The organism is Shewanella sp. VK101 (assembly GCF_056497865.1).
The window spans coordinates 2,462,417-2,485,501 of sequence record NZ_CM151402.1 but is presented as its reverse complement, the minus strand read 5'-3'; the positions used below and the strand labels follow the sequence as shown (position 1 = coordinate 2,485,501).

The 23,085-nt window shown below is 55.0% G+C and carries 17 protein-coding genes and 1 riboswitch; of the genes, 12 read left to right on the top strand and 5 right to left on the bottom strand.

Going from position 1 to position 23,085, the window contains the following annotated elements:
- Positions 1–34 precede the first annotated feature (34 nt).
- The gene (gene fadE, locus ACSHSR_RS11275; protein WP_208142764.1) at positions 35–2,485 is read right to left on the bottom strand and encodes an acyl-CoA dehydrogenase FadE; all 2,451 of its coding nucleotides are present in this window, start codon (positions 2,483–2,485) and stop codon (positions 35–37) included.
- A 252-nt stretch (positions 2,486–2,737) separates the two neighbouring features.
- On the opposite strand from fadE, the gene ACSHSR_RS11270 reads away from it, so the two are divergent.
- Positions 2,738–3,538: a class II glutamine amidotransferase gene (locus ACSHSR_RS11270; RefSeq protein ID WP_045282745.1), complete on the top strand. Its 801-nt coding sequence runs from the start codon at positions 2,738–2,740 to the stop codon at positions 3,536–3,538.
- On the opposite strand, the gene ACSHSR_RS11265 is transcribed toward ACSHSR_RS11270, so the two are convergent.
- A complete protein-coding gene (locus ACSHSR_RS11265; RefSeq protein WP_231473497.1) occupies positions 3,482–4,210 on the bottom strand; it encodes a DUF3108 domain-containing protein in 729 nt (242 codons plus the stop codon). The two genes, ACSHSR_RS11270 and ACSHSR_RS11265, sit on opposite strands and share 57 nt — an antisense overlap.
- A 19-nt stretch (positions 4,211–4,229) precedes the next feature.
- Positions 4,230–4,592, bottom strand: coding sequence for an MGMT family protein (locus tag ACSHSR_RS11260; RefSeq protein ID WP_224866581.1), 363 nt, complete (start codon positions 4,590–4,592; stop codon positions 4,230–4,232).
- Positions 4,593–4,768: 176 nt separating this feature from the next.
- Between ACSHSR_RS11260 and def the strand changes: the two genes are divergently transcribed.
- Positions 4,769–5,263, top strand: coding sequence for a peptide deformylase (gene def, locus ACSHSR_RS11255; protein ID WP_071237586.1), 495 nt, complete (start codon positions 4,769–4,771; stop codon positions 5,261–5,263).
- On the opposite strand, the gene ACSHSR_RS11250 is transcribed toward def, so the two are convergent.
- Positions 5,260–6,687 carry a HAMP domain-containing sensor histidine kinase gene (locus ACSHSR_RS11250; protein WP_479630755.1) on the bottom strand — a complete coding sequence of 476 codons (1,428 nt, stop codon included), beginning with the start codon at positions 6,685–6,687 and terminating at the stop codon, positions 5,260–5,262. The genes def and ACSHSR_RS11250 overlap by 4 nt on opposite strands.
- Before the next feature lie 152 nt (positions 6,688–6,839).
- On the opposite strand from ACSHSR_RS11250, the gene ACSHSR_RS11245 reads away from it, so the two are divergent.
- From ACSHSR_RS11245 to ACSHSR_RS11230, 4 genes are read left to right on the top strand one after another with little or no spacing between them, the layout of a single operon-like run.
- Positions 6,840–7,952, top strand: a complete 1,113-nt coding sequence (locus ACSHSR_RS11245) for an ImuA family protein (RefSeq protein WP_479630754.1) — start codon at positions 6,840–6,842, stop codon at positions 7,950–7,952.
- Position 7,953: 1 nt separating this feature from the next.
- On the top strand, positions 7,954–9,663 hold the full coding sequence (locus ACSHSR_RS11240) for a Y-family DNA polymerase (protein ID WP_479631498.1): 1,710 nt from the start codon (positions 7,954–7,956) through the stop codon (positions 9,661–9,663).
- Complete coding sequence (locus tag ACSHSR_RS11235) at positions 9,663–12,821, top strand: error-prone DNA polymerase (protein ID WP_479631497.1); 3,159 nt, start codon at positions 9,663–9,665, stop codon at positions 12,819–12,821. Before ACSHSR_RS11240 ends, ACSHSR_RS11235 begins: the two co-directional genes overlap by 1 nt.
- Before the next feature lie 30 nt (positions 12,822–12,851).
- The gene (locus ACSHSR_RS11230; RefSeq protein ID WP_044734429.1) at positions 12,852–13,451 is read left to right on the top strand and encodes a tRNA-uridine aminocarboxypropyltransferase; all 600 of its coding nucleotides are present in this window, start codon (positions 12,852–12,854) and stop codon (positions 13,449–13,451) included.
- Between the two features lie 74 nt (positions 13,452–13,525).
- Here ACSHSR_RS11230 and trhA read toward each other — a convergent pair whose 3' ends face one another.
- Positions 13,526–14,206 (bottom strand): PAQR family membrane homeostasis protein TrhA, encoded by a 681-nt coding sequence (gene trhA / locus ACSHSR_RS11225; RefSeq protein WP_044734430.1) that lies wholly within the window; start codon positions 14,204–14,206, stop codon positions 13,526–13,528.
- 629 nt (positions 14,207–14,835) lie between these two features.
- Here trhA and ACSHSR_RS11220 point away from each other — a divergent pair.
- The 6 genes from ACSHSR_RS11220 (at position 14,836) to thiH (ending at position 22,990) form a co-directional block, all read left to right on the top strand.
- Positions 14,836–15,702 (top strand): hypothetical protein, encoded by an 867-nt coding sequence (locus ACSHSR_RS11220; RefSeq protein ID WP_144130918.1) that lies wholly within the window; start codon positions 14,836–14,838, stop codon positions 15,700–15,702.
- A gap of 164 nt (positions 15,703–15,866) precedes the next feature.
- A riboswitch (TPP riboswitch) is annotated at positions 15,867–15,966 on the top strand.
- 228 nt (positions 15,967–16,194) lie between these two features.
- Positions 16,195–18,297, top strand: coding sequence for a phosphomethylpyrimidine synthase ThiC (gene thiC, locus ACSHSR_RS11215; protein ID WP_479631496.1), 2,103 nt, complete (start codon positions 16,195–16,197; stop codon positions 18,295–18,297).
- Between the two features lies 1 nt (position 18,298).
- On the top strand, positions 18,299–20,869 hold the full coding sequence (gene thiE, locus ACSHSR_RS11210; protein WP_479631495.1) for a thiamine phosphate synthase: 2,571 nt from the start codon (positions 18,299–18,301) through the stop codon (positions 20,867–20,869).
- Positions 20,859–21,059, top strand: coding sequence for a sulfur carrier protein ThiS (thiS, locus tag ACSHSR_RS11205; RefSeq protein ID WP_156019760.1), 201 nt, complete (start codon positions 20,859–20,861; stop codon positions 21,057–21,059). The genes thiE and thiS overlap by 11 nt, the downstream gene beginning before the upstream one ends.
- A gap of 1 nt (position 21,060) precedes the next feature.
- Positions 21,061–21,840 (top strand): thiazole synthase, encoded by a 780-nt coding sequence (locus ACSHSR_RS11200; protein ID WP_219011920.1) that lies wholly within the window; start codon positions 21,061–21,063, stop codon positions 21,838–21,840.
- Positions 21,833–22,990: a 2-iminoacetate synthase ThiH gene (gene thiH / locus ACSHSR_RS11195; protein ID WP_144216261.1), complete on the top strand. Its 1,158-nt coding sequence runs from the start codon at positions 21,833–21,835 to the stop codon at positions 22,988–22,990. The genes ACSHSR_RS11200 and thiH overlap by 8 nt, the downstream gene beginning before the upstream one ends.
- Positions 22,991–23,085: the final 95 nt, after the last annotated feature.

Sequence of the window (23,085 nt, the reverse complement as noted above, 5' to 3'; positions counted from 1 at the left end):
GAGTCTCCTTTTTCATGCTTGTTACTCGGCAGGTTTAAGCGGCTTGCTCTTCGCGGCTGTCCTGCTCCAGGCTCTGGGCCTTGAGTTCAGCGGGGTCAAAGTCATCCACGTTGATGGATTTCATTCGGCCGATTTCAGCGCGCTCCAGCAGGGCCACTTCATCATCGCTCAGAACACCCAGCGCCTTGCCTTCTGCGGCCACTTTATCCAGCCACATGAAGGGCAGACGTTTGCCGGCAGCCTTACAGACTTTGTCATACAAGGGCTCTGCCGCCAGTATGTCTTTGAAGGTCTGCTCCTGAATACCTACGGCATTGTTGTCGCAGGCTTCCCAGAATTGTCCCTTACCCAGACGGTCACGGCTGGCACAAGGGGTCTGCATTATCTTGGCTACCTTGTGGTCCAACACATCACTTGGGCGCTTCAGTGGTCGACCGAAGGGGAACAACACCAGGCGCAGCACGCCGCCGAGGCCAGCAGGGAAGTTATCCAGCAGATCATCCAGAGAAGACTGCAGCTTGTAGAGCGCGTCTTCAACCGCCCACTGTACCAGTGGCAGATCTTCACTCTGACGGCCTTCATCCTGATAACGCTTGAGGGTTGCCGATGCCAGATACAACTGGCTGAGCAAGTCACCCAGGCGGGCAGAGATCCGCTCTTTACGTTTGAGGTTACCCCCCAAGGTCGCCATCGCCAGATCCGACAGCAAGGCCAGGTTGGCACTGAAGCGGTTCATATGCTGATAGTAACGCTTGGTCTTGTCGGCAAAAGGCGCATTGGAGAAGCGACTGCCCGTGAGGCCCATCCACAGACTGCGGATAAAGTTACTTGTGGTAAAGCCGATATGGCCAAACAGCGCCGCATCAAAGTTATTCAGGCCGCGGTTTACGTCGGTATCAAAGGCCGACTCCATCTCTGCCAGTACATACGGATGGCAGCGAATGGCGCCTTGACCATAGATGATCATGGAGCGGGTCAGAATGTTGGCCCCTTCAACCGTGATGGCGATAGGTGCCGCTTGATATCCGCGTCCCAGATAGTTGTTGGGGCCAAGACATACCCCTTTACCACCGTGAATATCCATGGCGTCGATAACGCATTTCTGCATTCTGTCGGTCAGGTGATATTTGACTATCGCTGAGATGACAGAAGGCTTTTCACCCAGATCAATACCTGTGGTGGTCAAGGAGGTTACAGCATCCATCAGATAGGCATTACCACCGATGCGCGCCATTGGCTCTTCAATGCCTTCCAGCTTACCGATAGGCAGCTTGAACTGACGACGAATGCGGGCATAGGCACCGGTTGCCAAAGCCGCGGTTTTAACACCACCGGCTGAGTTGGAGGGCAGGGTGATGCCGCGGCCAACCGACAGGCATTCCACCAGCATGCGCCAGCCTTGTCCCGCCATTTTCGGGCCACCTATGATAAAGCTCAGAGGAACAAACACCTCTTTGCCTCGGGTTGGACCATTTTGGAACATACAGTTGAGCGGGAAGTGGCGACGGCCGGTTTCCACACCTTCAACATCGGTCGGGATCAAGGCGCAGGTAATGCCCAGCTCTTCCTTATCGCCAAGCAGATGCTCGGGATCTTTAAGCTTGAATGCCAACCCCAAAACTGTGGCAACAGGTGCCAGGGTGATATAGCGCTTGTTCCAGGTCAGTTTCATCCCCAGAACTTCTTCACCTTGCCATTGGCCTTTGCAGACCACACCGAAATCCGGAATGGCGCCGGCATCTGAACCGGCCTCAGGACTGGTCAGGGCAAAGCAGGGAACTTCCAAACCTTTGGCCAGGCGGGGCAGGTAGTGATCCTGCTGCTCCGGGGTACCATAGTGCTGCAGCAGCTCGCCCGGGCCCAGTGAGTTGGGCACACCTACGGTCGAGGCCAGTTCACTGCTGACACCGGCCAGCTTTTGCAGTACCCGGGATTGGGCGTAGGCAGAGAACTCCAGACCACCGTACTTCTTCTTGATGATCATCGCAAAGAAGCCTTTGTCCTTGAGGAATTGCCATACTTCGGCAGGCAAGTCCGCCAATTGATGGGAAACCATATGCTGGTTAACCATGCGGCAGACTTCCTCCACAGGTCCTTCCAGGAAGGCACGTTCTTCGGCGCTCAGACGGGCAACCGGATAGTTGTGCAGCTTCTTCCAGTTGGGATTACCGGCGAAGAGATCGGCTTCCCACCAGGTAGTACCGGCTTCAATCGCCTCTTTTTCGGTAGAAGACATCTCCGGCATGATGCCGCGATAGAGTTTAAGTAATGGCCGGGTTATCACACTCTGCCTGAAGGCACTCAGGTTCAGCGGCAGGGCAATAACCAGGAAAATTATCCAGCTAATCAGTCCAGTTACATCCAGCAGGCTGCCTGCTGCCATGACCACTGCGGCGGCTATGGTTGCGGTCAGCAGGGATACTCTGAGGTACGCTGCTGCTCCTAAAACCAAGAGCAATGCCAGGATCCATAGTAGGGTAGTCACTGTTTGTTCTCCTTAATAAAACGACCACTTTATTCAGTGTAGAACGCCTCGCTTGAGAGCGATCAAGATCACAATTATAGTATGTGGTCAGACCTGTGTCGCAATAAAATTAAACCTAAGCGAAATCGAATACAAGCATTTTTCAAACAATTGTTTAAATTTTTTATTGCAAGCAATAATTCCCCTGCCGACATGGCTTGGCTACAATGCCGCAGATAATGAAATAACAGATTCAGTGACAGGAAAAACAAGATGTGTGAGCTGCTGGCGATGAGTGCCAATGTGCCAACGGATATTGTCTTCAGCTTTACCGGGCTGGCGGAGCGAGGCGGGGTGACCGGCCCCCATGTGGATGGTTGGGGGATCACCTTTTATGAAGGCAAGGGCAGCCGCACCTTCAAGGATGCCAGTCCCAGCAGCCAGTCCCATGTGGCAAGCCTTATCAAGTCATACCCGATCAAGAGTGAAGTGGTGGTCAGCCATATTCGGCAGGCCAACCGCGGTGAAGTCTCGCTGGAAAATACCCACCCCTTTACCCGCGAGCTTTGGGGCCGCTACTGGACCTATGCCCACAACGGCCAGTTGTCTGACTATGAACAGAAGTTTCAAAGCGGCCGCTTTCAGGCCGTGGGTGACACAGACAGTGAGCAAGCCTTTTGCTGGATAATGAGCCGCCTGGTCAAGCGTTTCGGCGAATCCGAGCCGGACGATATTTTGCCCGTGTTTGAGTATGTGGCCCAGCTTGCCGAGGAGATCCGCACTCTTGGGGTGTTTAATATGATCCTCAGCGATGGCCGTTATCTGATGAGTTATTGCAGCAATAACCTCTGCTATATCACCCGCCGGGCGCCCTTTGGCCGGGCGCAGCTGATAGACACGGATGTGGTGATTGATTTCGACACCCAGACCACCCCCAAGGATGTGGTCACTGTTATAGCCACCCGGCCGCTGACCGGCAATGAAAACTGGCAGCTGTTGGCGCCGGGGGACTGGAAATTATTCCGTCTTGGCGAGCTGGTTATTGACTTCCGAGCCCAGGCTCAGCTTGGCTAACTTGATATCGAGCTGCTTACTGCCTGACTCAAAGTGGGTCAGGCGCACCGGCAGCCAGCCGAGATCTGGCGCCATCCAAACAAAGGTCTGCCGCTTGGTGCTGTCGCGGACCACTTCCAGTTTCACCGTGTTATAGACGCCACTGTCCAGTGTCATCCGCTCCTTGCCGACTATCTTGAAACGATAGTCATCTATCTCGTTGTCCTTGACCAGCTCATAGGCCAGGGGCTCCTTGCCGGCGGCGAGATCCAGCCGAAACTGCAGCTGTACCATCAGGGCATCGTAGAGAGTGCCTGAATAGTCCAATTTGCTCTTTTCATCCTTGTAGCGACTGAAAATTTTGCCCTGTTCCTTGGCAAAGGCTATCTGCTCATTGAAGTTGGGGCCAGTGCCGGTTCGCTGATGGCTGAAGCGCAGCGGCGTCAACTGACCATCCTGATAGGTAAATTCACTGCGGATATGGCGTTTATCACTCAGCACCAAGAGGCTGAGATCGCTGTCCAACTTGTATTGATAGAAGTCGCCCTCTGGCGGCAACAGCATAAAACGGGCGCCACCGAGATTGATTTCGCCATAATTGACCTGATATTCGGCGGTATGGGGTGCCAGGGGGCTGGTCTGCGCCCATAACGGCAAGGGCAGTAACAGTATCAAGAGTAGAAGTGAACGGATCAAAGGCAGTCTCCTGTGGTTAAAACGGCATGGACAAGACCAGAGTGGCCATGTCCGGCCGCCACTCATATTCAGACAGGGCAATTCTGCCTTGGTTCACTTGTACGCCTTCGCTGCGCAGCAGGCTCATCTGTAGCTGAAATGCCTGGGTATCCTTGGCAAAGGAGATTTTCCCCTGACTGTTGATAACCCTGTGCCAGGGCAGCGCCAGGCTGTCTGGCGCCTGTTTCAGTGCCCGGGAAACATAGCGTGCCCGTCCGGGCAAGCCGGCATAGTCGGCAATTTTGCCATAGCTTGCCACCCGACCTTCGGGGATCAGTGCAACTATGTGCCAAATCTTCTGCATTGGACTCAGTGGCGGGGCGCTCGTTTCCGGGGTCATCTTGGCTCCTGATGCTATTGGCGCAAATTATAATACCATTCCATAGCGGAGGTTACTCACTTGGCAAAAGTGCCATGGCGGCTCTGTGCTGCACACGCAAGGTTTGCCTTTTGATGCTTTTTCGCCATAATGGCGCCCATTGAACGCCAAGTCGAGTAAATTGAGAATATAACCCTATGGCAATTATGGATATTTTGACGGTTCCCGATCCCAGGCTCAAGCGTAAAGCCAAGCCTGTTACCGAAATAGAAACCGTGCAGCCTTTCATCGATGATCTGTTGCAAACCATGTATCACACAGACGATGGTATCGGCTTGGCCGCGACCCAGGTGGGCAGTGAACACGCAATAGTCGTCATTGATATCTCAGAAGAGCGCAATCAACCTCTGGTGCTGATCAATCCGCAGATCACTGAGTCCAGCGGCGAATTTATCGGTGAAGAGGGCTGTTTGTCCATTCCCGGTTATCGCTCCAAGGTAAAACGCTTCGAGTCGGTCACTGTCAGCTATCTGGATCGCCAGGGCCAAGCCCAGACGATCCACAGTGATGATTTCCTGGCCATAGTGCTGCAACATGAAATCGATCATCTGCACGGCAAGGTATTTATCGAGCATCTCTCCCGCCTTAAACAGGAGATGGCACTGAAGAAGGTGCGTAAGTTTACCGCCTAAGCAATAGACTTAAGTTGGGCTTCGCTGCAGCTTGGCAGTTGCAGCGGCAGCTCAAGTAATATGCTCAAACCGCCCTGAGGCCGGTTGACCGCTTGGGCCGAGCCGCCCAGGAGCTGCATACACTGGCGCACAATCGCCAATCCCAGCCCATAACCTCCCTGAGAGCTGTGACGCGCTTCATCCAAACGGGTGAAAGGGTTGAACAAGGCTTCCAGTTGCTCTTTGGGGATCCCGGGTCCATTATCGCTGACACTCAGCTGCAGTCTGCTATCACCCAATTTGTCGTCACCCAATTGAGATACCTGGATTTCCACCCGGCAGGTTTCACCGGCATATTTGAGGGCATTGCGACAGACATTTTCCAGCGCCCGCTTCAAGTAGGCCATATCGGTATGCAAAGTTTGCTCATCAATGGGGGCCTGTGCCCAGACTATGCTTTGCTTGGGGCCAGACTCAAACTCCAGATCCTGCAGCAGTGAGCGGCGTAATTCTGTCAGGGTAAAAGGCGCTGCCGTCAGCTTAATGAAGCCGTTGCTCAGGCGGCTGAAGTCTAAAATAGTGTTAATCAATTGCGCCATCTCTTCGCCCTGGCGTCTTAGCCTGGCAAGAGGTTGTTGATGTTCCTCCCCCAAGCGATTTTCCAACAGGTGTAAGGCCAGCTCCTGCCGGGCAAGGGGAGTGCGCAGTTCGTGGGATACATCCCTCAGTAACCGCTGCTGGGTTTGAATGCTCTTTTGCAGCTGCTCGGCCATATGGTCAAAGTCGGTCGCCAACTGGAAAAATTCCGGCTGCTTTAGTGAAAAATGGCCGGCAATCCGGGTATCGAGTTGGCCCTGTGCCAGCTGACGGGTGGCACTGCGCAGTAAACTCAGCGGCTGGATCAGATGGCGGCTCAGCAGACGACTGAACAACAAAAGCACCAGTAGTCCTACCAGGATACGGATAAGCCAGAGGCTTTTATCCAGTTGCTGCGCCGGGTGTAAAGAGGCGTTGAGTTGTACCACCAAGAGCAGGGGATTGTCCGGCTCCAGGCTATTGCGTAGTGGCAGGCCTATCAAAGGTTTTTGCACCCTGTCCCCCATAGGCTGCTGCAACTGCTTGAGGAAATTGAGTTTGTAAACAAAGTGCGGGTGCATTTCCCGCTGACTCACCGCCTGCTGCTTGCTATCCAGCACATAGAGTACAAATGCCTGACGCCCCTCCCAATCCGCCAGTCCTGCTATATCGCCCCTGACGATATAGTCGTTGGCCTCATCGGCCAGTTGCTGTAACTGGCTTTGGGTCTGCTGGGGCAGCAGTAACAAGCGGTTTAGCAACATGGCTTCAATACCACTGGCGAGCAGCAGGATAAGCAGTAATGACACACCAAAATAGCCAAACAGTCGCCATTGGAGTTGGGAAAACAGGCCGGAAAAGGGCAGCAAGGCAAGCTCCTGAATTATTCGCTGAAGTCGAGAATATGTTTCGATAATCATTCTCATTTATTCTATCTCGGGTTAAGGCTTTGGCGCCAGCACGACTTGTCAGTTGGCTAAAGTTCGCTATACTGTATAAAAATACAGTATCGGTGTTTTTCATGTCTCTTTCAGCCAAAACTCACTCTGTAAAATCTGATCCAGCAAAATCTCAGGCCTTGAACGGTCTGCTGGAGCGCCGGGATCTCTGGTTGGGGCCGGGCAGTCAGGGCAAAACATTGGGGTATCCCAGTGGTTTTGAAGCATTGGATGCGCAGCTCAGTGATGCAGGGTGGCCAAGGCAAGGCATTTGTGAGCTTTTCAGTCAGTCTCCTGGGCACGGGGAACTCAGCCTGTTGTTGCCTTTGATGCGTTATTTACTGCCGGCTCAGTGTGGCTCTCATTCCGAAAGAAATCATTCGGCAAGAAGCCAGTCCAAAAGAAATCAGTCCAGAGGGGATGAGTCCAGAGATGCCATGATAATGCTGATAGCGCCGCCATTGCAGCCGCTGGCACAGAGCTTTGCCCAGCACGGTATTGCCGCCGAGCGTATTTTGTGGCTGGAGTTAACCCAGCGTAAAGAGGTGCTCTGGGCCATGGAGCAAGGGCTGAGCAGCGGCGCCTGTCCCCTGGTGCTGGCTTGGCTGGACAAGCTAACACTGACTGAGGCCAGAAGGTTGCAACTTGCCGCAGAGCAGGGCAAGGCGCTGGGAATTTGCCAGTTGCCTATGGCTCAGGCCGACAGCAATCATCCTGTCACCCTAAAGCTGGCTATCAGCGCGGCTGGCGTTAATACCGCCAGGCTGCAAATTTTAAAGCGTCGCGGTGGTTGGCCCGTCCCTGAATTGCATCTGCGTGGCTTGCCGGCACTGGCGCTTGAACTGCCCCATGTCGAGCCGGGCGTGGTAACCCTGAGAAGCGGCAAGGCGGCTCCCAATCATAGTTTAAGTAACTCAATAGACTCAATTGATCCAAAGCATTCCGGCCGCAAGGCCAATGGCCCTGTGCTTCACGACTCTGGTTTACATGGCACTGTGCTTCACGGTCCTTGGGGGATGGCGCAGTCAAGGATTGCTGCCTCCAATGAATGCGCGCCTAATCCCTGGACAGCACGGCAAGAGTCAAACAAGCCCGCGGGGCTTTTCCCAAGCGCGAATCCGCAAACGGCCAATTCTCAAACTACTCAAAGCCAAGCCACTCAAAGCCATACTGCTCAGAGCCAAGAGGCTATCTGAGATGACCCAGGTATGGATGGGAGTCTGGTTTCCACAGCTATTGCTGCAATATCAGCGTTATCGTCTGGCTATGCTCGGCAATATGGCGGGTTCTATTACTGGTACTATGACCGACACTGTGACTGGTACTAGGACTGGAAGTATGACAGGCAGTGGTGCGGCTCAGGTTCAAATACGCGTTCAAACTCAGCCCCAAACCCAAAATCAACCCAAAACAGTGCCAACCGCTGCGGCGTCAGAGCCTCTTGATCCCCAAGTCCCCATGGCCTTGTATGACAGCCGGAAGCTGGTCATACATTCGGCCTGTCCCGCCGCTCAAGCAAAAGGCGTTACAGCAGGGATGAGTGTCGGCAGCGCTCAGTCGCTGTTGGGAGAGTTGCAACTCTGGCCACTGCAGGAGGTGGACAGCGAGGCGTTGCGGGATTGGTTGTGTCAGTGGAGCTATGATTTCAGCGCCAGAATCTGGCCGCCGTTGTTATCCGGGCTTACTGAACAAGCTGCCCCATATGCGGCCGATGCGCGCTGGCCTACAGATACACTGCTGCTTGAAGTGGGGTCCATGGTTAAACTGTTTGGCAGTTTGAGTGCCATTGTCGAGGCTTATCTCAACAAAGTCGCCGACTATGGTCTGGAATGCTCATTGGTGCTGGCACACAGACCGCTGGATGCGGCGATATTGGCGCGGCATACTCACGTCGGCATCAGCGCGGTATCAGCTGCCTTCATGAGCTCACCCACAGCTGAAAAAGCCGGCCGCCTCAAGGTGCATCACGGCTTACCGCCAGACTTGCCACTGGATTTGCTGCCATTAACCCAAGAGGAACGGCAACGGCTCGGCGCGCTTGGGCTGACAACTCTAGCCATGCTTGATGCCTTACCCCTTGCCGAGTTGGGGCGGCGCTTTGGTCAAGGTTTGCTGCAGCTGCTGGCACAAATCCAGGGGCGTTTGCCCTGTTGCCGCAAGGGATATGAGTTACCCGAACAGTTTCAGGCCAGGTTGACCTTGCTGCATGATGTTGAGTGGGTTCAGGGATTGCTGTTTCCATTGCAAAAGCTGCTGGGGGAATTGGCAACCTATTTGCGGATCAGGCAGTTGGCGGTGCAACAGTTGGAGCTGTGGCTGAAGTTTCGCGAGCCAGAGACGCCGGCGCAGCAACTGACACTCAACTATCCCTTCGGGGAATATCAACTGCAGGGACTATCTCAGCTCTGCCGCTTACAGCTGGAAGGATTGCAACTGCCGAGCCCGGTCGTCGATATTGAGCTGCGAGCCAGGCACTTTGTGTCGCAGCAGCTGGGTAGTCGAGAGTTGACCGAGTCCAGAGAAGGGCTGCAGCAGGATGCCAATCAATTACTCGCCAGATTACAGGCCAGGTTAGGTAGCCATAAGGTGCGCTCTTTGGTGTTGGCGGCCGATCCCATGCCTGAACTGGCCAGCACTGCGGCTTCCCTGACTCGTTGGCCGCCACCGGCAAGGCCGCCAGTTCAGCCGTCGCTGGCGCTGCGGCCTCTTTGGCTGCTGCAAGAGCCGCAAGCCATTGCTCCTGAAGCCGTGGAGCTGCTTAGAGGGCCGGAAAGGTTACAGAGCCCCTGGCATTCAGGGCCTTTTCCCTGCCGGGATTATTTTCTTGCCCATCATAAGGAGAACGGCGGTCTGTGTTGGCTGTTTCGCACCGCTAATGGGCTCTTTCTTCACGCTTGGTTCAGCTGATGTACGCCGAATTGCATGCTATTTCCAATTACAGCTTTTTGCGCGGGGCTTCTCACCCGGATGAGTTGGTGCAGCAGGCCGCCAAACTGGGCTATGAGGCCATAGCCATTACCGACGAATGTTCTCTGGCGGGTGTGGTCAAGGCGCATGAGGCCGCCAAACAAAGCAGTATCAAGCTGATTGTCGGCGCCGAATTCCACCTGCCGGAAGGCTGCCTGGTGCTGCTGGCAAAAAATCGCCGGGGCTATGGTCTTATCAGCACTCTGATAACTAAAGGGCGGCGCCGGGCCGAAAAGGGCAAGTATCGGTTAACCCTGGATGATTTTGCGGTCATTGACCGCGGCTGCTTTTGCCTGTGGCGGCCGCCATCAGTGAGCGAGTTGCTGGCGCAAGCCGACTTGAAAAGCTCTACTCACCAAACCCCAAGTCAGCAACCCCCTTGGCTGACGCAGCTGCAGCAGCGCAGTCTGGCACAGTTGAATGCCCTGGCGGCACGGGTCAAAGCCGCGTTTTCACTGCCGCTTTATCTCTTGATGGAGCGGCAATTGCAACCCGGAGAGGCCTGGTACCTCGAGGCCTGTGAGGCGCTGTCGAATCATTTGTCCCTTCCCTGTGTCGCCGCCGGTAATGTGCAGATGCATCTTGCAGAGCGGCAAAGGCTGCACGATGTGCTCAGCTGTATCCGCCATGGCCGCGCCGTGCCTATGGCCGGCGAGCTGTTATCAGGCAATGCCGAAATGGCGCTTAAGCCGATAACAACTATGGCCAGGCGTCACCCTCAAGCCTGGTTGGCAAGGAGCTGTGAGCTGGCGTCCCGGTGCCATTTCAGTCTGGATGAACTCAAGTATGAGTACCCGGCCGAGTTGGTGGCAAGCGGCCTAAGTGCCAGTGAATATCTGGCGCAAGAGGTGGAAAAGGGCGCCCGCAGGCGTTTTGGCGAGGCGGTTCCACCTGAAGTGCAGACTCAGTATCGGCGCGAACTCAAGCTGATTGCCGAGCTCAATTATGAATACTTTTTCCTGACCATCTATGATCTGGTCTGTTTTGCCACCAGGCAAGGGATACTGCATCAGGGACGAGGCTCGGCCGCCAACTCTGTGGTCTGTTATTGCCTCGGGATCACCGAGGTGGATCCTACCAAGGTCAACATGCTGTTTGAGCGTTTTATTTCCAAGGAGCGCCATGAGCCGTCAGATATCGATGTCGATTTTGAACATGAACGCCGCGAAGAGGTGATCCAGTATATCTACCAAAAATATGGCCGTGAGCGTGCAGCCCTGGCAGCCAGTGTGATCACTTATCGTTTCAAGAGTGCCATGAAAGATGTTGGTAAGGCTCTGGGGCTCAGCGAGCAACGGCTGGATGAGCTGATAGGCGCTGTCGATCGCCGCGATCCGCAAGTGCCTTGGCAGCAGCAGTTGCAACAAGGCAAGCTGTTGCCACAACAAGGTTTGGGGCAGTGGTTGTTGCCGCTGGTGGAGACCCTGATGGGTTTTCCAAGGCACTTGTCGCAACATGTCGGCGGCTTTGTGATTTCGGCCGGGCCATTGGCCGAGCTGGTGCCGGTAGAGAATGCCGCCATGGCCAAGCGCACTGTGATCCAATGGGACAAGGATGATCTCGAGAGTCTGGGGCTGTTAAAGGTCGATGTATTGGCGTTGGGAATGCTGACCGCGATCCGCAAATGTTTCGAGTTGATCTCCCGTCACATTCGTCCCTTTGCCATGTCGGATATTCGCTGGGAAGATCCGGCCGTCTATCATATGTTGCAGCAGGGCGACAGCATGGGGGTGTTTCAGGTGGAATCGCGCGCCCAGACCAGCATGCTGCCAAGGCTCAAACCCGCCTGTTATTACGATCTAGTAATACAGATAGCCATAGTGCGCCCGGGTCCAATTCAAGGAGACATGGTGCATCCCTTTCTGCGCCGCCGCGATAAAATCGAGCCGGTTACTTTTCCTTCGGCCGAGGTGGAAGGCGTGTTGTCACGCACTATGGGGGTGCCCATTTTTCAGGAGCAGGTGATCCAATTGGCCATGGTCGCCGCCGGTTTCAGTGGCGGGGAAGCCGATCAATTGCGCCGCGCCATGGCCAGTTGGAAACGCAGTGGCGAGCTGGAGCAATTTGAACACAAGCTGCTTCAGGGGATGACGGCCCGAGGCTACAGTGACACCTTTGCCAGGCAGATATTCAACCAGATCCGCGGCTTCGGCGAATATGGTTTTCCCGAGTCTCATTCGGCCAGCTTTGCGCTCCTGGCCTATGTTTCGGCATTTCTCAAACACTATTACCCGGTGGCGTTTTGCTGCGCCTTGCTCAACAGTCAACCCATGGGCTTTTACAGCCCATCACAGCTTATTCAGGATCTTCGTCATCATGGCGGCCTGGTATTGCCGGTTTGCATCAACCTCAGTCAGTGGCACAGCACACTGGAGCGACAAACCGATGGCTCCTTGGCATTGCGCCTCGGGTTCAGGTTGGTCAAGGGATTATCCGAGCACAGCGCCGTCAAGATAGTAGCGGGTCGGGGCGAGGGCTTTACTCACTTATCGCAGTTGGCGGCTCTGGCACTGCCAAGGCGTGAGCAGGAGGCGCTTGCCAGCGCCAATGCCTTTGCTACCCTGGGGGGCGATCGCCATCAGATCAGGTGGCAGTTGGCCGCTCGTCAGCAGAGTTTGCCTTTGTTTGAGCAGCCGGACGAGGTCGATTTTCGCCCTGAAACCGCCTTGCCTGAGGTCACCGAAGTCGATGCCTTGCTGGCTGACTACGCCTGTACCGGGCTAACTCTGGGGCGCCATCCTCTGGCACTGCTCAGAGAGCAGGGGTTACTCGGCAAGTGTCACAGCGCCGCTTCTTTGTGGCAGTGTCGTCATGGGCAGAATGTGACTGTGGCGGGGCTGGTGGTCGGCAGGCAAAGGCCTGGCACCGCCAGTGGAGTCACCTTCATCACCCTCGAAGATGAAACCGGCAATGTTAATCTGGTGGTATGGAGTGATACGGCCAGAGCCCAGAGACAGGCTTATTTGAGCGCCAGGATCCTCAAGGTGAGCGGGGTCGTGGAATTTTCGTCCGGCGTATTGCATCTGCTGGCCGGTCGGCTGGAGGATATCTCGGGCAGTATGCACGCGCTGGTGGTAAACTCGCGGGATTTCCATTAGCCGATAACCCATTTTAAGCTGCAACTGCCTGTGAAAATAATCCTGCTGACCCATGAAAGAGAGCTGAATCGAGCCAGTAACACAGCCACCCTGGCGCTTAATGCTTATCCGACTCTCTGTAAGCGGGTATTGTGGGCGCGTAAAGCCCCGGATGCTTGGTTAATGGAGCACTTGTCTTTGGGGCGAACAGCCTTACTCTATCCGCAAACCGAAGAAAATACTTCTAGAACTCAAGCTGTAAATGAAAGCCCAAACTTAAGCCAAAGCCCAAACCAAAGCCCGGCTCAGGACGCAACATTGCTTCAAGACGCTGCTCAGGAAGCCGCTCAGAAAGCTGCTCTGAAATTAGGGAAGCCGCTAAATTCGCTGGTCATACTCGATGCAACCTGGCAGGAGGCCGGCAAGATGTATCGCCAAAGCCCCTATCTACAGTCGCTTGCCAGAGTCGAGCTGCAAACAGAGCAGGACTCGGCGTTTCGCTTGCGGCGCAATCAGCGCCAGGGCGGGTTATGTACCTTGGAATGTATTGCGGCTGTTTGGCAAGACTTGGGGGGAGACTATAGTATCGCCGCCAGGCGGTTACTCAGTGAGTTTAATCAATGGCAGGCTGAGATAAGAGCTCCGGCCTAGCTGCACTAGAGTTAGCACAGCAAGCCGGAAGCCGTCTCTCTACGGCGGCGCTGAGTTAAGTCTATCCGCCTGCGTTAGATCACCGTCAGATAAACACACAGGAAATGGCAAACGGCGCCGCCCAACACAAACAGATGCCAGATGGCATGATTGAAAGGAATTGCCTTGGTAGCGTAGAAGATCACACCCAAGCTGTAGCTCAGCCCCCCGGCCAACAGCAAGTTGAACCCGGCAGTTGACAGGTTATCGATAAGCTCAGGCAACACGGCGACGCAGAGCCAGCCCATGGCCAGATACAGCACCAGGCTCAGCGCCTTGAATCTGTGAATAAAGCAGCTCTTGAACACTATTCCCCCCAATGCCAACGACCAGATGGCTATCAGCACCCATTCTTCCTGGGCATTGGCCAAAGTAATTAACATCAGCGGGGTATAGGTTCCGGCGATTAACAGATAGATGGCGCAGTGATCCAGCATCTTGAGGCGCCGTTTCCACACAGGGTGAGGAATGCTGTGATACAGGGTCGAGCAGAGGAACAGCAGGATAATACTGCTGCCATAGATGGTTACACCTGTTAACTGAATGGCATCCAGCGAATGCCAGCCCTTGAGCAACATCAGCACCAACCCCAGAGTGCCGGCAATCACCCCCAAACCATGGCTGACGGCATTGGCTATCTCTTCATTCAGACTGTATCCAGCGGAAAACTGGCCATTGAACTGGGCTTCGGCTGCTGGGGCTTTGCTGTTTGGCATGATTGACTCTCTGGTTCGACCTCATTGAAAGTGAGTCTAACAGCGCCGTAGCACCATGGCTAGATAAAAGTGTACAAGTGTTCGCTGAAGTTTTTTGATGCCAACTATTTTTTGCTACTAACTGTGAAAGTCTTATTCTCTGTTTGCTACTGACCCTTTAGGAGTTGCATCTTAACAACCCAAGGCCCGGTATCCCAGTGGCATTTCAGTTGTTATTGACACTAAACCTGTTACCCCGTTACTTGACCGGGCTTGAGCTTGTCTCTTTTGAGCTTAAGTTTGTTACCTAACTGGCTTATTCAACTAGCTTATTCAACAAGGGAATGAACTTTTTGCCGAGGGTTTTCCTCTAACACTGAGTTTACATTCAGCGACGGATAAATCAGCGGCTTATGCCTTCTCTTCCAGAAAAGTTTATTGCCAGCCGAGACGAAAGCTCGGCGGCAATGGCAAGCTTGAGCATCAGCATCCCGGGTAGGGATCCTGCCTTTGAGCTTGGTCTGGATGAAATCATTAATCCCTGTTCCTGCCAACCAAGCCATTCTCAATCACATTCGATTGACCCTTTCTTTGCCCAATCGCCTTTTCAACAGCTTGGGTTTCAACCCCAATGCCTGGCGCAAGTTGGCATGGCTAAAAAAGCAGAGCAGGGGGATGGTGAGGCAAAGGGCAACGCCTTCAGCAGTTGGACTGCGGCGGGAGCCGCGCACTTAGTACTATTGCTGGGGTTATCCTGGTTTTGGCAGCAGGCCGAATGGCAAAGAGTGGTGACAGAGCCTGCCAAACCCAAGGCGCTGCAATCCTATCTGTATTTCAGTCAGCCCAGCCCAAAACAGTTAACGCCAGCGCCGGAAGCCTTGGAGGAAGAAGCAATAACCCAGCCCAAGGAAGCGATAGAGGTTAACAAAGCTGACTCAAGCAACCGTTCTGAGTCACAAAAAACCGAGCAAAAAACTCCACAAGGCAGGGTTCAAAACCAGAATGAGCAAAGCATTCCCAAGACTCAGGCTCAAAGCGTTAAGCCTATTGGTAGAGTCATTGAAAAAACGAAAAATGCAGCCGTACCTGCGCCAGAGCGAGCAAATGACTTTAGATCGCAGCCGGCAGAGCAAGCCCAGCTGGACTTCAGTTCAAGCGCATTAAAGTCTGCCCGAAAAGTACTGCAACACTCTCAACAGCAGGCGCTGCAGCAATTATCACAGCAATATGCGGATAAGGCCACGGGACGTAAGAGCCTCAGTGAAATGGATGGGGAGATGGAGGTGCTTTGGGTCAATGACGCCGATGATTTCAATAAAGTGGCCAGTCTGGATCTGCCGCTCGACCCCAACCGTATCGTCAAGGATGGTGATACCTGCTATCGGGTCGTCAAGGTGCCGACTCCGCTCAATCCCTATGCCGAAAACTTGGGTTTCCCATTTAAGTGCGGTCAGACAGAGATGGAAAAAGCGCTCAAGGAGGCGGTGGCCAGCCGTTTAAAGCGGCTTGGTAAGTGAGTTTTGCAATCAATTTATTTGATTTGAAATAAATTGATTGTTCAATTGTTTTGATTATTTCCATTTAATTCAAATGATTAAGTTGTGATTTTAATGGATTCAATCCTGCGGCACATTTTGTCATTGGGCTTGTTTCCCGCTTCGGCTTGTGCTTATACTCGGCAGCAATCTTGTCGGAGTGCCCTCTGGGCTGAGACCGTTTATTCGGGATCCGTTGAACCTGATCAGGCTAGCACCTGCGAAGGAAACAAGCATTCAGCTGCAGCATTACCGCAGCCACTGCGAGCAAAAATCTATGCCAAAGGCTTTAAAGAGCCGAGGCGATATCTGGCTTCTCAAGCGGACATTGAACTGACCTGAAACCACGAGGTCAGTCTGCCAACACCGCCGGAGGAGGACTCCAAATCAAGGAGTTTAACCAGTCAGCTTGCGCCGCTTATTATTCAACTCTCCTGACAAGCAATTTCATTTTCCAAAAGAGTGAGCTTGCTTATGTCAAATCGTCAATCCAATCGTCGTCAAACCCGTGAGGCCGCCCAGGCCTTTATCGATAACCTTAAACCCTTGCAGCATCCCAATTCACAGAAGCTGTTTGTTCAGGGCTCCCGGGCCGATATTCAGGTTGCCATGCGCCAAATCAGGCAGACAGACACCCGAATACCAACCCAAGATGGCAGTGAGCAATTTGAACCCAATCCCGCCGTACGTGTTTATGATTGTGCCGGCCCTTATTCAGATCCCAACGCGGCTATCAATGTGCGCCAGGGCCTGGATAAACTGCGCCAGGGCTGGATCTTAGAGCGTGATGATACGCAAGAGCTGACTTCGGTCAGCTCCAGTTTTACCCAGCAGAGGCTGGCGGATGAAGGGCTGGATCATTTGAGATTCGACGCTTTGCCCAAACCGCGCCGGGCCAAGCCGGGTAAGCGGGTGACCCAATTGCATTACGCCCGCGCCGGCATTATCACTCCTGAAATGGAATATATCGCCATTCGTGAAAATATGGCCCGGGCCAACGAAGCGCTTGCCAAAGATCCGCAACTGGCCCGCAAAGCCAAAGGAGAAGCCTTTGGCGCTATAGTTGCCACGCCGATAACCCCTGAGTTTGTTCGCAGCGAAGTGGCTCGTGGCCGCGCCATTATTCCCGCCAACATCAACCATCCGGAAGCTGAGCCTATGATTATCGGCCGTAACTTTTTGGTGAAGGTCAACGCCAATATCGGTAATTCGGCGGTGACCTCTTCCATCGAGGAAGAGGTGGAAAAACTGGTGTGGGCCACCCGTTGGGGCGCCGATACGGTGATGGATCTGTCCACCGGCCGTTATATCCACGAAACCCGCGAATGGATAGTGCGCAACTCGCCTGTGCCCATAGGTACTGTGCCCATCTATCAGGCGCTGGAAAAGGTCAACGGCATTGCCGAAGATCTCAGTTGGGAAGTGTTTCGCGACACCCTGATAGAGCAGGCCGAACAAGGAGTGGATTACTTCACCATTCATGCCGGGGTCTTGCTGCGTTATGTGCCCATGACGGCCAATCGGGTGACAGGTATGGTATCTCGTGGCGGCTCCATTATGGCCAAGTGGTGCCTGAGCCATCATAAGGAAAACTTCCTCTACAGCCATTTCCGCGACATCTGTGAGCTTTGCGCCGCCTATGATGTGTCTCTGTCGCTCGGTGACGGCATGCGCCCCGGCTCGATTGCCGATGCCAACGACGAGGCTCAGTTTGCCGAGCTGGAAACCTTGGGCGAGCTGGTGAAAATCGCCTGGGAATACGATGTGCAGACCATTATCGAAGGGCCGGGCCATATTCCTATGCAGCTGATCAAGGAGAATATGGACAAGCAGCTTGAGTACTGTGATGAGGCGCCTTTCTACACCTTGGGGCCCCAGACCACGGATATTGCGCCCGGCTATGATCATTTCACCTCTGGCATAGGCGCGGCGATGATTGCCTGGTACGGCTGCGCCATGCTTTGTTATGTGACCCCCAAGGAGCATCTGGGTTTGCCCAACAAGGAAGACGTTAAACAAGGGCTTATTGCATACAAAATTGCGGCGCATGCCGCCGATGTCGCCAAGGGACATCCAGGTGCCCAGCTGCGCGACAATGCGTTGTCAAAGGCCAGATTCGAGTTTCGCTGGGAAGATCAATACAACCTGGGGCTGGATCCCGATACTGCCCGGGCGTTCCATGATGAATCCCTGCCTCAGGAATCTGCCAAGGTGGCGCATTTCTGCTCCATGTGCGGCCCCAAATTCTGCTCGATGAAAATCACCCAGGATGTACGCGACTATGCTGCGTCTTTGGCTGTGTCTCTGGCAGCATCTCAGGTAACTTCGGGGGATTCGTCAGGGGCAGACTCGGCAGAGCGCCAAACCGAGCCTGTGCAGGCTGAAGAACTGACGGCACAGCCGCTGGAAGTACTGGATGCCGAGGCGGGGATGGCGCGGATGTCGGCGCAGTTCAAGGCCGCTGGCAGCGTCCTGTATCATCCGGCTACGGCAAGTGAAAAGTCCTTGTCCGAGTCCAATCCCAAGCCCAAGTCCAATCCCGAGCCAGAGGCTACACGCTATGAAGAGGAAGCCTGAAATGTCGGCTGATAAAAGGCCGATAGTCTGGAGCATAGCCGGCTCAGACAGTGGCGGCGGCGCCGGGATCCAGGCCGATCTGGCCACCTTGAGCAATCTTGGCTGTCATGGCTGCTCTGTCATCACCACTTTGACCGCCCAAAGCAGTGTGGCAGTGACGCTAACCGAGGCGGTGAGCGAGGATATGTTGCTGGCGCAGCTCAATGCTCTTCTCGGTGACTTGCCGCCCAAGGCGATAAAAATCGGCTTGCTAGCCAATCAAGCGCAGCTGCAGCTGCTTTGTGACTGGTTGGCTCGGCACCTGCCTGATGTTCCTTTGGTGGTCGACCCCGTCATGGTCGCCAGTTGCGGCGATGCACTCTCAAAGAGCACTGCAATGGGCGCAGCGCGGCTGGATTACCGGCCGCTGGCGGCGCTTTCCACTGTGCTGACCCCGAATATTCATGAGCTGGCGTTGCTGAGTCGCAGCGATATTCATGACTTTCCTTCCTGGCAAGATGCGGCAACTTGCCTGGCAAACGAACTGCCTTGCCATCTCTTGGCCAAGGGCGGGGATTTCGAGGCGGGGATCGCGCGCGGCCTGGCAGAAGACTTACTGCTTTTTAAAGACTTACCTCACAGCTCCGGGTTGCATCAACGGCAGGGGTTTGTGTTGGCGAGCCCAAGGCAAGCATCCAGTAATAACCATGGCAGCGGCTGCACGTTATCCAGTGCCATAGCGGCATTTCTGGCCCACGACTGGATCTTGCCCGATGCCCTAATCCTGGCCAAGGCCTATATCAATGGCGCCTTGGCGCAGAGCTATCAGGTAGGCCGTGGTCCCGGCCCCTTAGGTCGGCCCGGGGCTTGTCTGGCCGCCGAGCTTATGCCTGTCATCTGGCCGCTAGAGGATTATCCCTGGGCCAACCCAGCCCAGGTGCTCGGTGCCCCTTGGCTTGCAGCGCCAACCTCTGCTGATGCTGTTAGTGCTAAAGGTGTTGGTGTTAAAGGCGTTAGTGCTGAAGGCTTCAAAACGCTGCCCCATAATTTGGGTATCTACCCGGTCGTGGCCGATGTCGAATTGCTGGAAGCCTTACTCAAGGCAGGTTGCCGCACTATTCAATTGCGTCTCAAGGAGGAAGTGCTGCCCGGCTCGAGCGCCGAGCAGGCGATCATTCGCGCCATCGCGCTCGGGCGCCAATACCAGGCGCGGGTGTTTATCAATGATCACTGGCAACAGGCCATTGCCCACGGTGCCTTTGGTGTGCACTTGGGCCAGGAGGATCTCAGCCAGGCATCCCTTGAGGCCATTCAAGGGGCCGGTCTGGCGCTGGGGTTATCCAGTCACGGTTATTTCGAGGCGCTGCTTGCATTACGCTACAGGCCCAGTTATCTGGCCCTCGGGCATATCTTTGCCACCACAACCAAAGTGATGCCATCTCTGCCCCAGGGACTGGCGCGCCTTGGCGCCTATAGCGAAACTTTCGGCTCCTTGGTGCCGACGGTCGCCATTGGCGGCATTGACGAGCATAACCTTGATGCCGTCAAGCATACCGGAGTGGCCAATGTCGCCGTGGTGCGGGCCATTACCGAGGCCGCCGAACCGGTAACGGCCTTCAGGCGCCTGACACAAAGCTGGTTAGGGCGAGCAGCCACGATTGCAAGCGGGATTAGCTATGCTCAACAAAATGCCGGGCTTAAGGACGATGTCGGGGTTCAGGAAGGTGCAGCTGAGCAGGAAAATACTGGAGTTCAGGACTATGCCGGGCTGAGCGACCGCGACTTTATCCGTTACGGTAGCCAGTTGCTGCTGCCCAGAGTCTCAGAAGCGGGGCAGCTCGCCTTACGGGCAAAGACGGTCGCCATAGTGGGGCTCGGAGGCCTTGGCCATCATCTGGCGCACTCTTTGGCCGCCGCCGGAGTAGGGCGTCTCATTCTTATCGATCCCGATATTGTCGAGCTGGGTAATCTGCCGAGGCAACTGCTCTACAACGAGCAGGATATCGGCCGTTTGAAGGTCGACGTGGCCAAGGAAAAGCTGGCGCGCGATTATCCAAACTGCCTGATTGAGATTGAGCCCGAACTGTTTGGCCCCAAGAGCGCGGAGCTTATTCGCCAGGCGTCACTGGTATTGGATGCCAGCGATAATTTCCTTTGTCGTCATAACCTTAATCAAGCCTGTGTGAAGCTGGGCAAAGAGCTGATTGCGGCGGCGATCAGCGCCGATTCCGGCCTATTGTGTCATACCGCCCCTTGGCTTAACCCCGAGGCGGGCTGTTATGAATGCCTGTTCCCTCGGGATAGCACAGGCTCGGGGCGCTGCCGCGACATGGGGGTGCTGGGTCCTGCGGTGCAAACCCTGGCGGCGATGCAGTCGCTGGCAGCCATCAATACTCTGCTTGGAGAGCGCAGCACCCTGGGGCGGCTCATCAGCTTGGATTGCCGAACCTTAAGCGTGCGTGAGGCTGCGCTTTGCGCCGACCCGGCATGTCTTTGCTGTCAAACCCAAACTCAGGCTGGACATAAAACACAAGCCCAATTTATGACAGGGGGCTCTGAGCTTAGCCGTGAGGAGAATTGCGATGCAAATTAAGATAAACAATCAAGTCAAAGAGTTGCCTGAGGCTATGACGCTGTTACAGCTGCTCGAATGGTGTGAAATAGCGCCTGGCAGCGTGGCGCTGGTGCGTAATGGCGCCGTAGTGCCCAGATCTCAGTGGCCAATGCTTGAATGTCAAAACGGAGACTGTCTCGAGCTGTTTTCCGCCGTAGCCGGAGGTTGATATGTTGCAAATTGGCGAGTTTGAATTTCAATCCAGGCTATTTGGCGGCACCGGCAAGTTTGCTTCGGCAGAGCTGATGCAACGCTCGCTCGTGGCCAGCGGCGCCGAGTTGGTCACTGTGGCGATGAAGCGGCTCGATTTTAACCAGGGCAGTGATGAATTGCTGGCACCGCTCAAAGAGCGCGGCGTGCAGCTGCTGCCCAATACCGCCGGGGCTCGCAATGCCAGGGAGGCAATTTTTGCCGCCGAGCTGGCACGGGAGATGCTGGGCACCCAACTATTGAAGCTGGAGATCCATCCGGATCCCCGTTATCTATTGCCGGATCCGGTAGAAACACTGGAAGCGGCCCGGGTCTTGTGCGCCGAAGGCTTCACTGTTCTGCCTTATGTGCATGCCGATCCCGTGTTGTGCTTGCGCCTCGAAGAGGTCGGCTGCGCCGCCGTGATGCCGCTTGGCAGTCCCATAGGTTCCAATCAGGGGCTGGCCACAGAACCCTTTTTGAAGATCATCATAGAGCAGGCCAATGTGCCTGTGGTGGTGGATGCCGGGATCGGCGCGCCGTCTCAGGCGATGCGGGCGATGGAGTTGGGCGCCGATGCCGTGCTGGTCAATACTGCCATCGCCGCCAGTTCGGAGCCCGTGACCATGGCGGGCTGCTTCAAAGATGCGGTGCGCGCCGGGCGAGCGGCCTATCTTGCCGGACTCGGGACCATCAGCAATCGGGCCCAAAACACCAGTCCGCTGACCGGGTTTCTCAATCTGGGAGAAAACCATGGCTGATTTTCTTGAGCGTTTTACCGCTATCGACAGAGATCTACTGCGCCTTGCTATTGCCAGTGTCAGCGCTGCCGAGGTTGAGCGCTGTCTGGCGCGGCCCGAGACGATAGCGCACAATCCCTCGGCCTTGCCCATTCTCTTGTCACCGGCGGCCCGGGAATTTCTCGAGCCTATGGCGCAGCTCTCTGCTGCGCTCACCCGCAAGAAGTTTGGCGCCAACATAGGTCTCTATGCGCCGCTCTATGTTTCCAATCTATGCGCCAATGATTGCGACTACTGCGGTTTCAGCATGAGCAATAAAATTCGCCGCAAGACCCTAAGCCAGGCCGAACTGGATGCTGAAATTGCCATTCTCAAGCAGCGCGGCTTTGATTCTGTATTGCTGGTTTCCGGCGAACATGAAACCAAGGTAGGGCTGGAATATTTTGCCCAGGCGCTTTTGAGGCTCAAGCAGGACTTCAGCTATCTGGCGATTGAAGTGCAGCCCCTCGCAGAAGCGGGTTATCGACGCCTGGTTGATGAGGGGCTGGATGCCGTGATGGTATATCAGGAGACCTATCAGCCCGCCACCTATGACCGCCATCATCTCAGAGGCAATAAAAAGGACTTTGGTTTCAGGCTCAATACACCGGACAGAGCCGCCAGGGCCGGGGTCGACAAGATAGGCCTGGGGGTCTTGCTCGGGCTGGATGATTGGCGCCTGGACTCGGCACTGATGGGATTGCATCTGGACTATTTGCAGCAAAAGTACTGGCGTAGCCGCTTCAGCGTATCGCTGCCAAGGCTCAGGCCTTGCGTTGGCGGAGTAACGCCGGCTGTGACTCTGGATGATGCCGGATTGGTACAGCTAATCTGCGCCATGCGCTTGTTCAGCCCGGCGCTGGAGTTGAGTCTCTCTACCCGGGAGAGCGCCTCACTCAGGGACAATCTATTGCCTCTTGGGATCACCCATGTGAGTGCCGCCAGCTCAACAGAGCCAGGTGGTTACAGCAATCCCAAGTTGCAGCTGGATCAGTTCCAGATAAGTGATGAGCGAACCGTCCCTGAGGTGGTCAGCGCCATTCGAGCACAAGGCATGCAACCTGTGTGGAAAGATTGGGACGCGAGCTGGCTCGCAGGCGCCTCTTTTGCGGTAACCCATCAAGGTGCATGAACCTTTCGGGCTGTACATTTGCACTGAATTGGCCAATAATTGTTCAAAGCTGTGGCTGAAATGGTAGCAACTGATTTTAACCGCAGAACGAAAAT

What these genes read in the sequence shown, in the direction of transcription:
- ACSHSR_RS11270 (WP_045282745.1), top strand. Translation starts at nt 2,738, where the DNA reads ATGTGTGAGCTGCTGGCGATGAGTGCCAATGTGCCAACGGATATTGTC.
- ACSHSR_RS11260 (WP_224866581.1), bottom strand. Translation starts at nt 4,592, where the DNA reads ATGACCCCGGAAACGAGCGCCCCGCCACTGAGTCCAATGCAGAAGATT.
- def (WP_071237586.1), top strand. Translation starts at nt 4,769, where the DNA reads ATGGCAATTATGGATATTTTGACGGTTCCCGATCCCAGGCTCAAGCGT.
- ACSHSR_RS11245 (WP_479630754.1), top strand. Translation starts at nt 6,840, where the DNA reads ATGTCTCTTTCAGCCAAAACTCACTCTGTAAAATCTGATCCAGCAAAA.
- ACSHSR_RS11240 (WP_479631498.1), top strand. Translation starts at nt 7,954, where the DNA reads ATGACCCAGGTATGGATGGGAGTCTGGTTTCCACAGCTATTGCTGCAA.
- ACSHSR_RS11235 (WP_479631497.1), top strand. Translation starts at nt 9,663, where the DNA reads ATGTACGCCGAATTGCATGCTATTTCCAATTACAGCTTTTTGCGCGGG.
- trhA (WP_044734430.1), bottom strand. Translation starts at nt 14,206, where the DNA reads ATGCCAAACAGCAAAGCCCCAGCAGCCGAAGCCCAGTTCAATGGCCAG.
- ACSHSR_RS11220 (WP_144130918.1), top strand. Translation starts at nt 14,836, where the DNA reads ATGGCTAAAAAAGCAGAGCAGGGGGATGGTGAGGCAAAGGGCAACGCC.
- thiC (WP_479631496.1), top strand. Translation starts at nt 16,195, where the DNA reads ATGTCAAATCGTCAATCCAATCGTCGTCAAACCCGTGAGGCCGCCCAG.
- thiE (WP_479631495.1), top strand. Translation starts at nt 18,299, where the DNA reads ATGTCGGCTGATAAAAGGCCGATAGTCTGGAGCATAGCCGGCTCAGAC.
- thiS (WP_156019760.1), top strand. Translation starts at nt 20,859, where the DNA reads ATGCAAATTAAGATAAACAATCAAGTCAAAGAGTTGCCTGAGGCTATG.
- ACSHSR_RS11200 (WP_219011920.1), top strand. Translation starts at nt 21,061, where the DNA reads ATGTTGCAAATTGGCGAGTTTGAATTTCAATCCAGGCTATTTGGCGGC.
- thiH (WP_144216261.1), top strand. Translation starts at nt 21,833, where the DNA reads ATGGCTGATTTTCTTGAGCGTTTTACCGCTATCGACAGAGATCTACTG.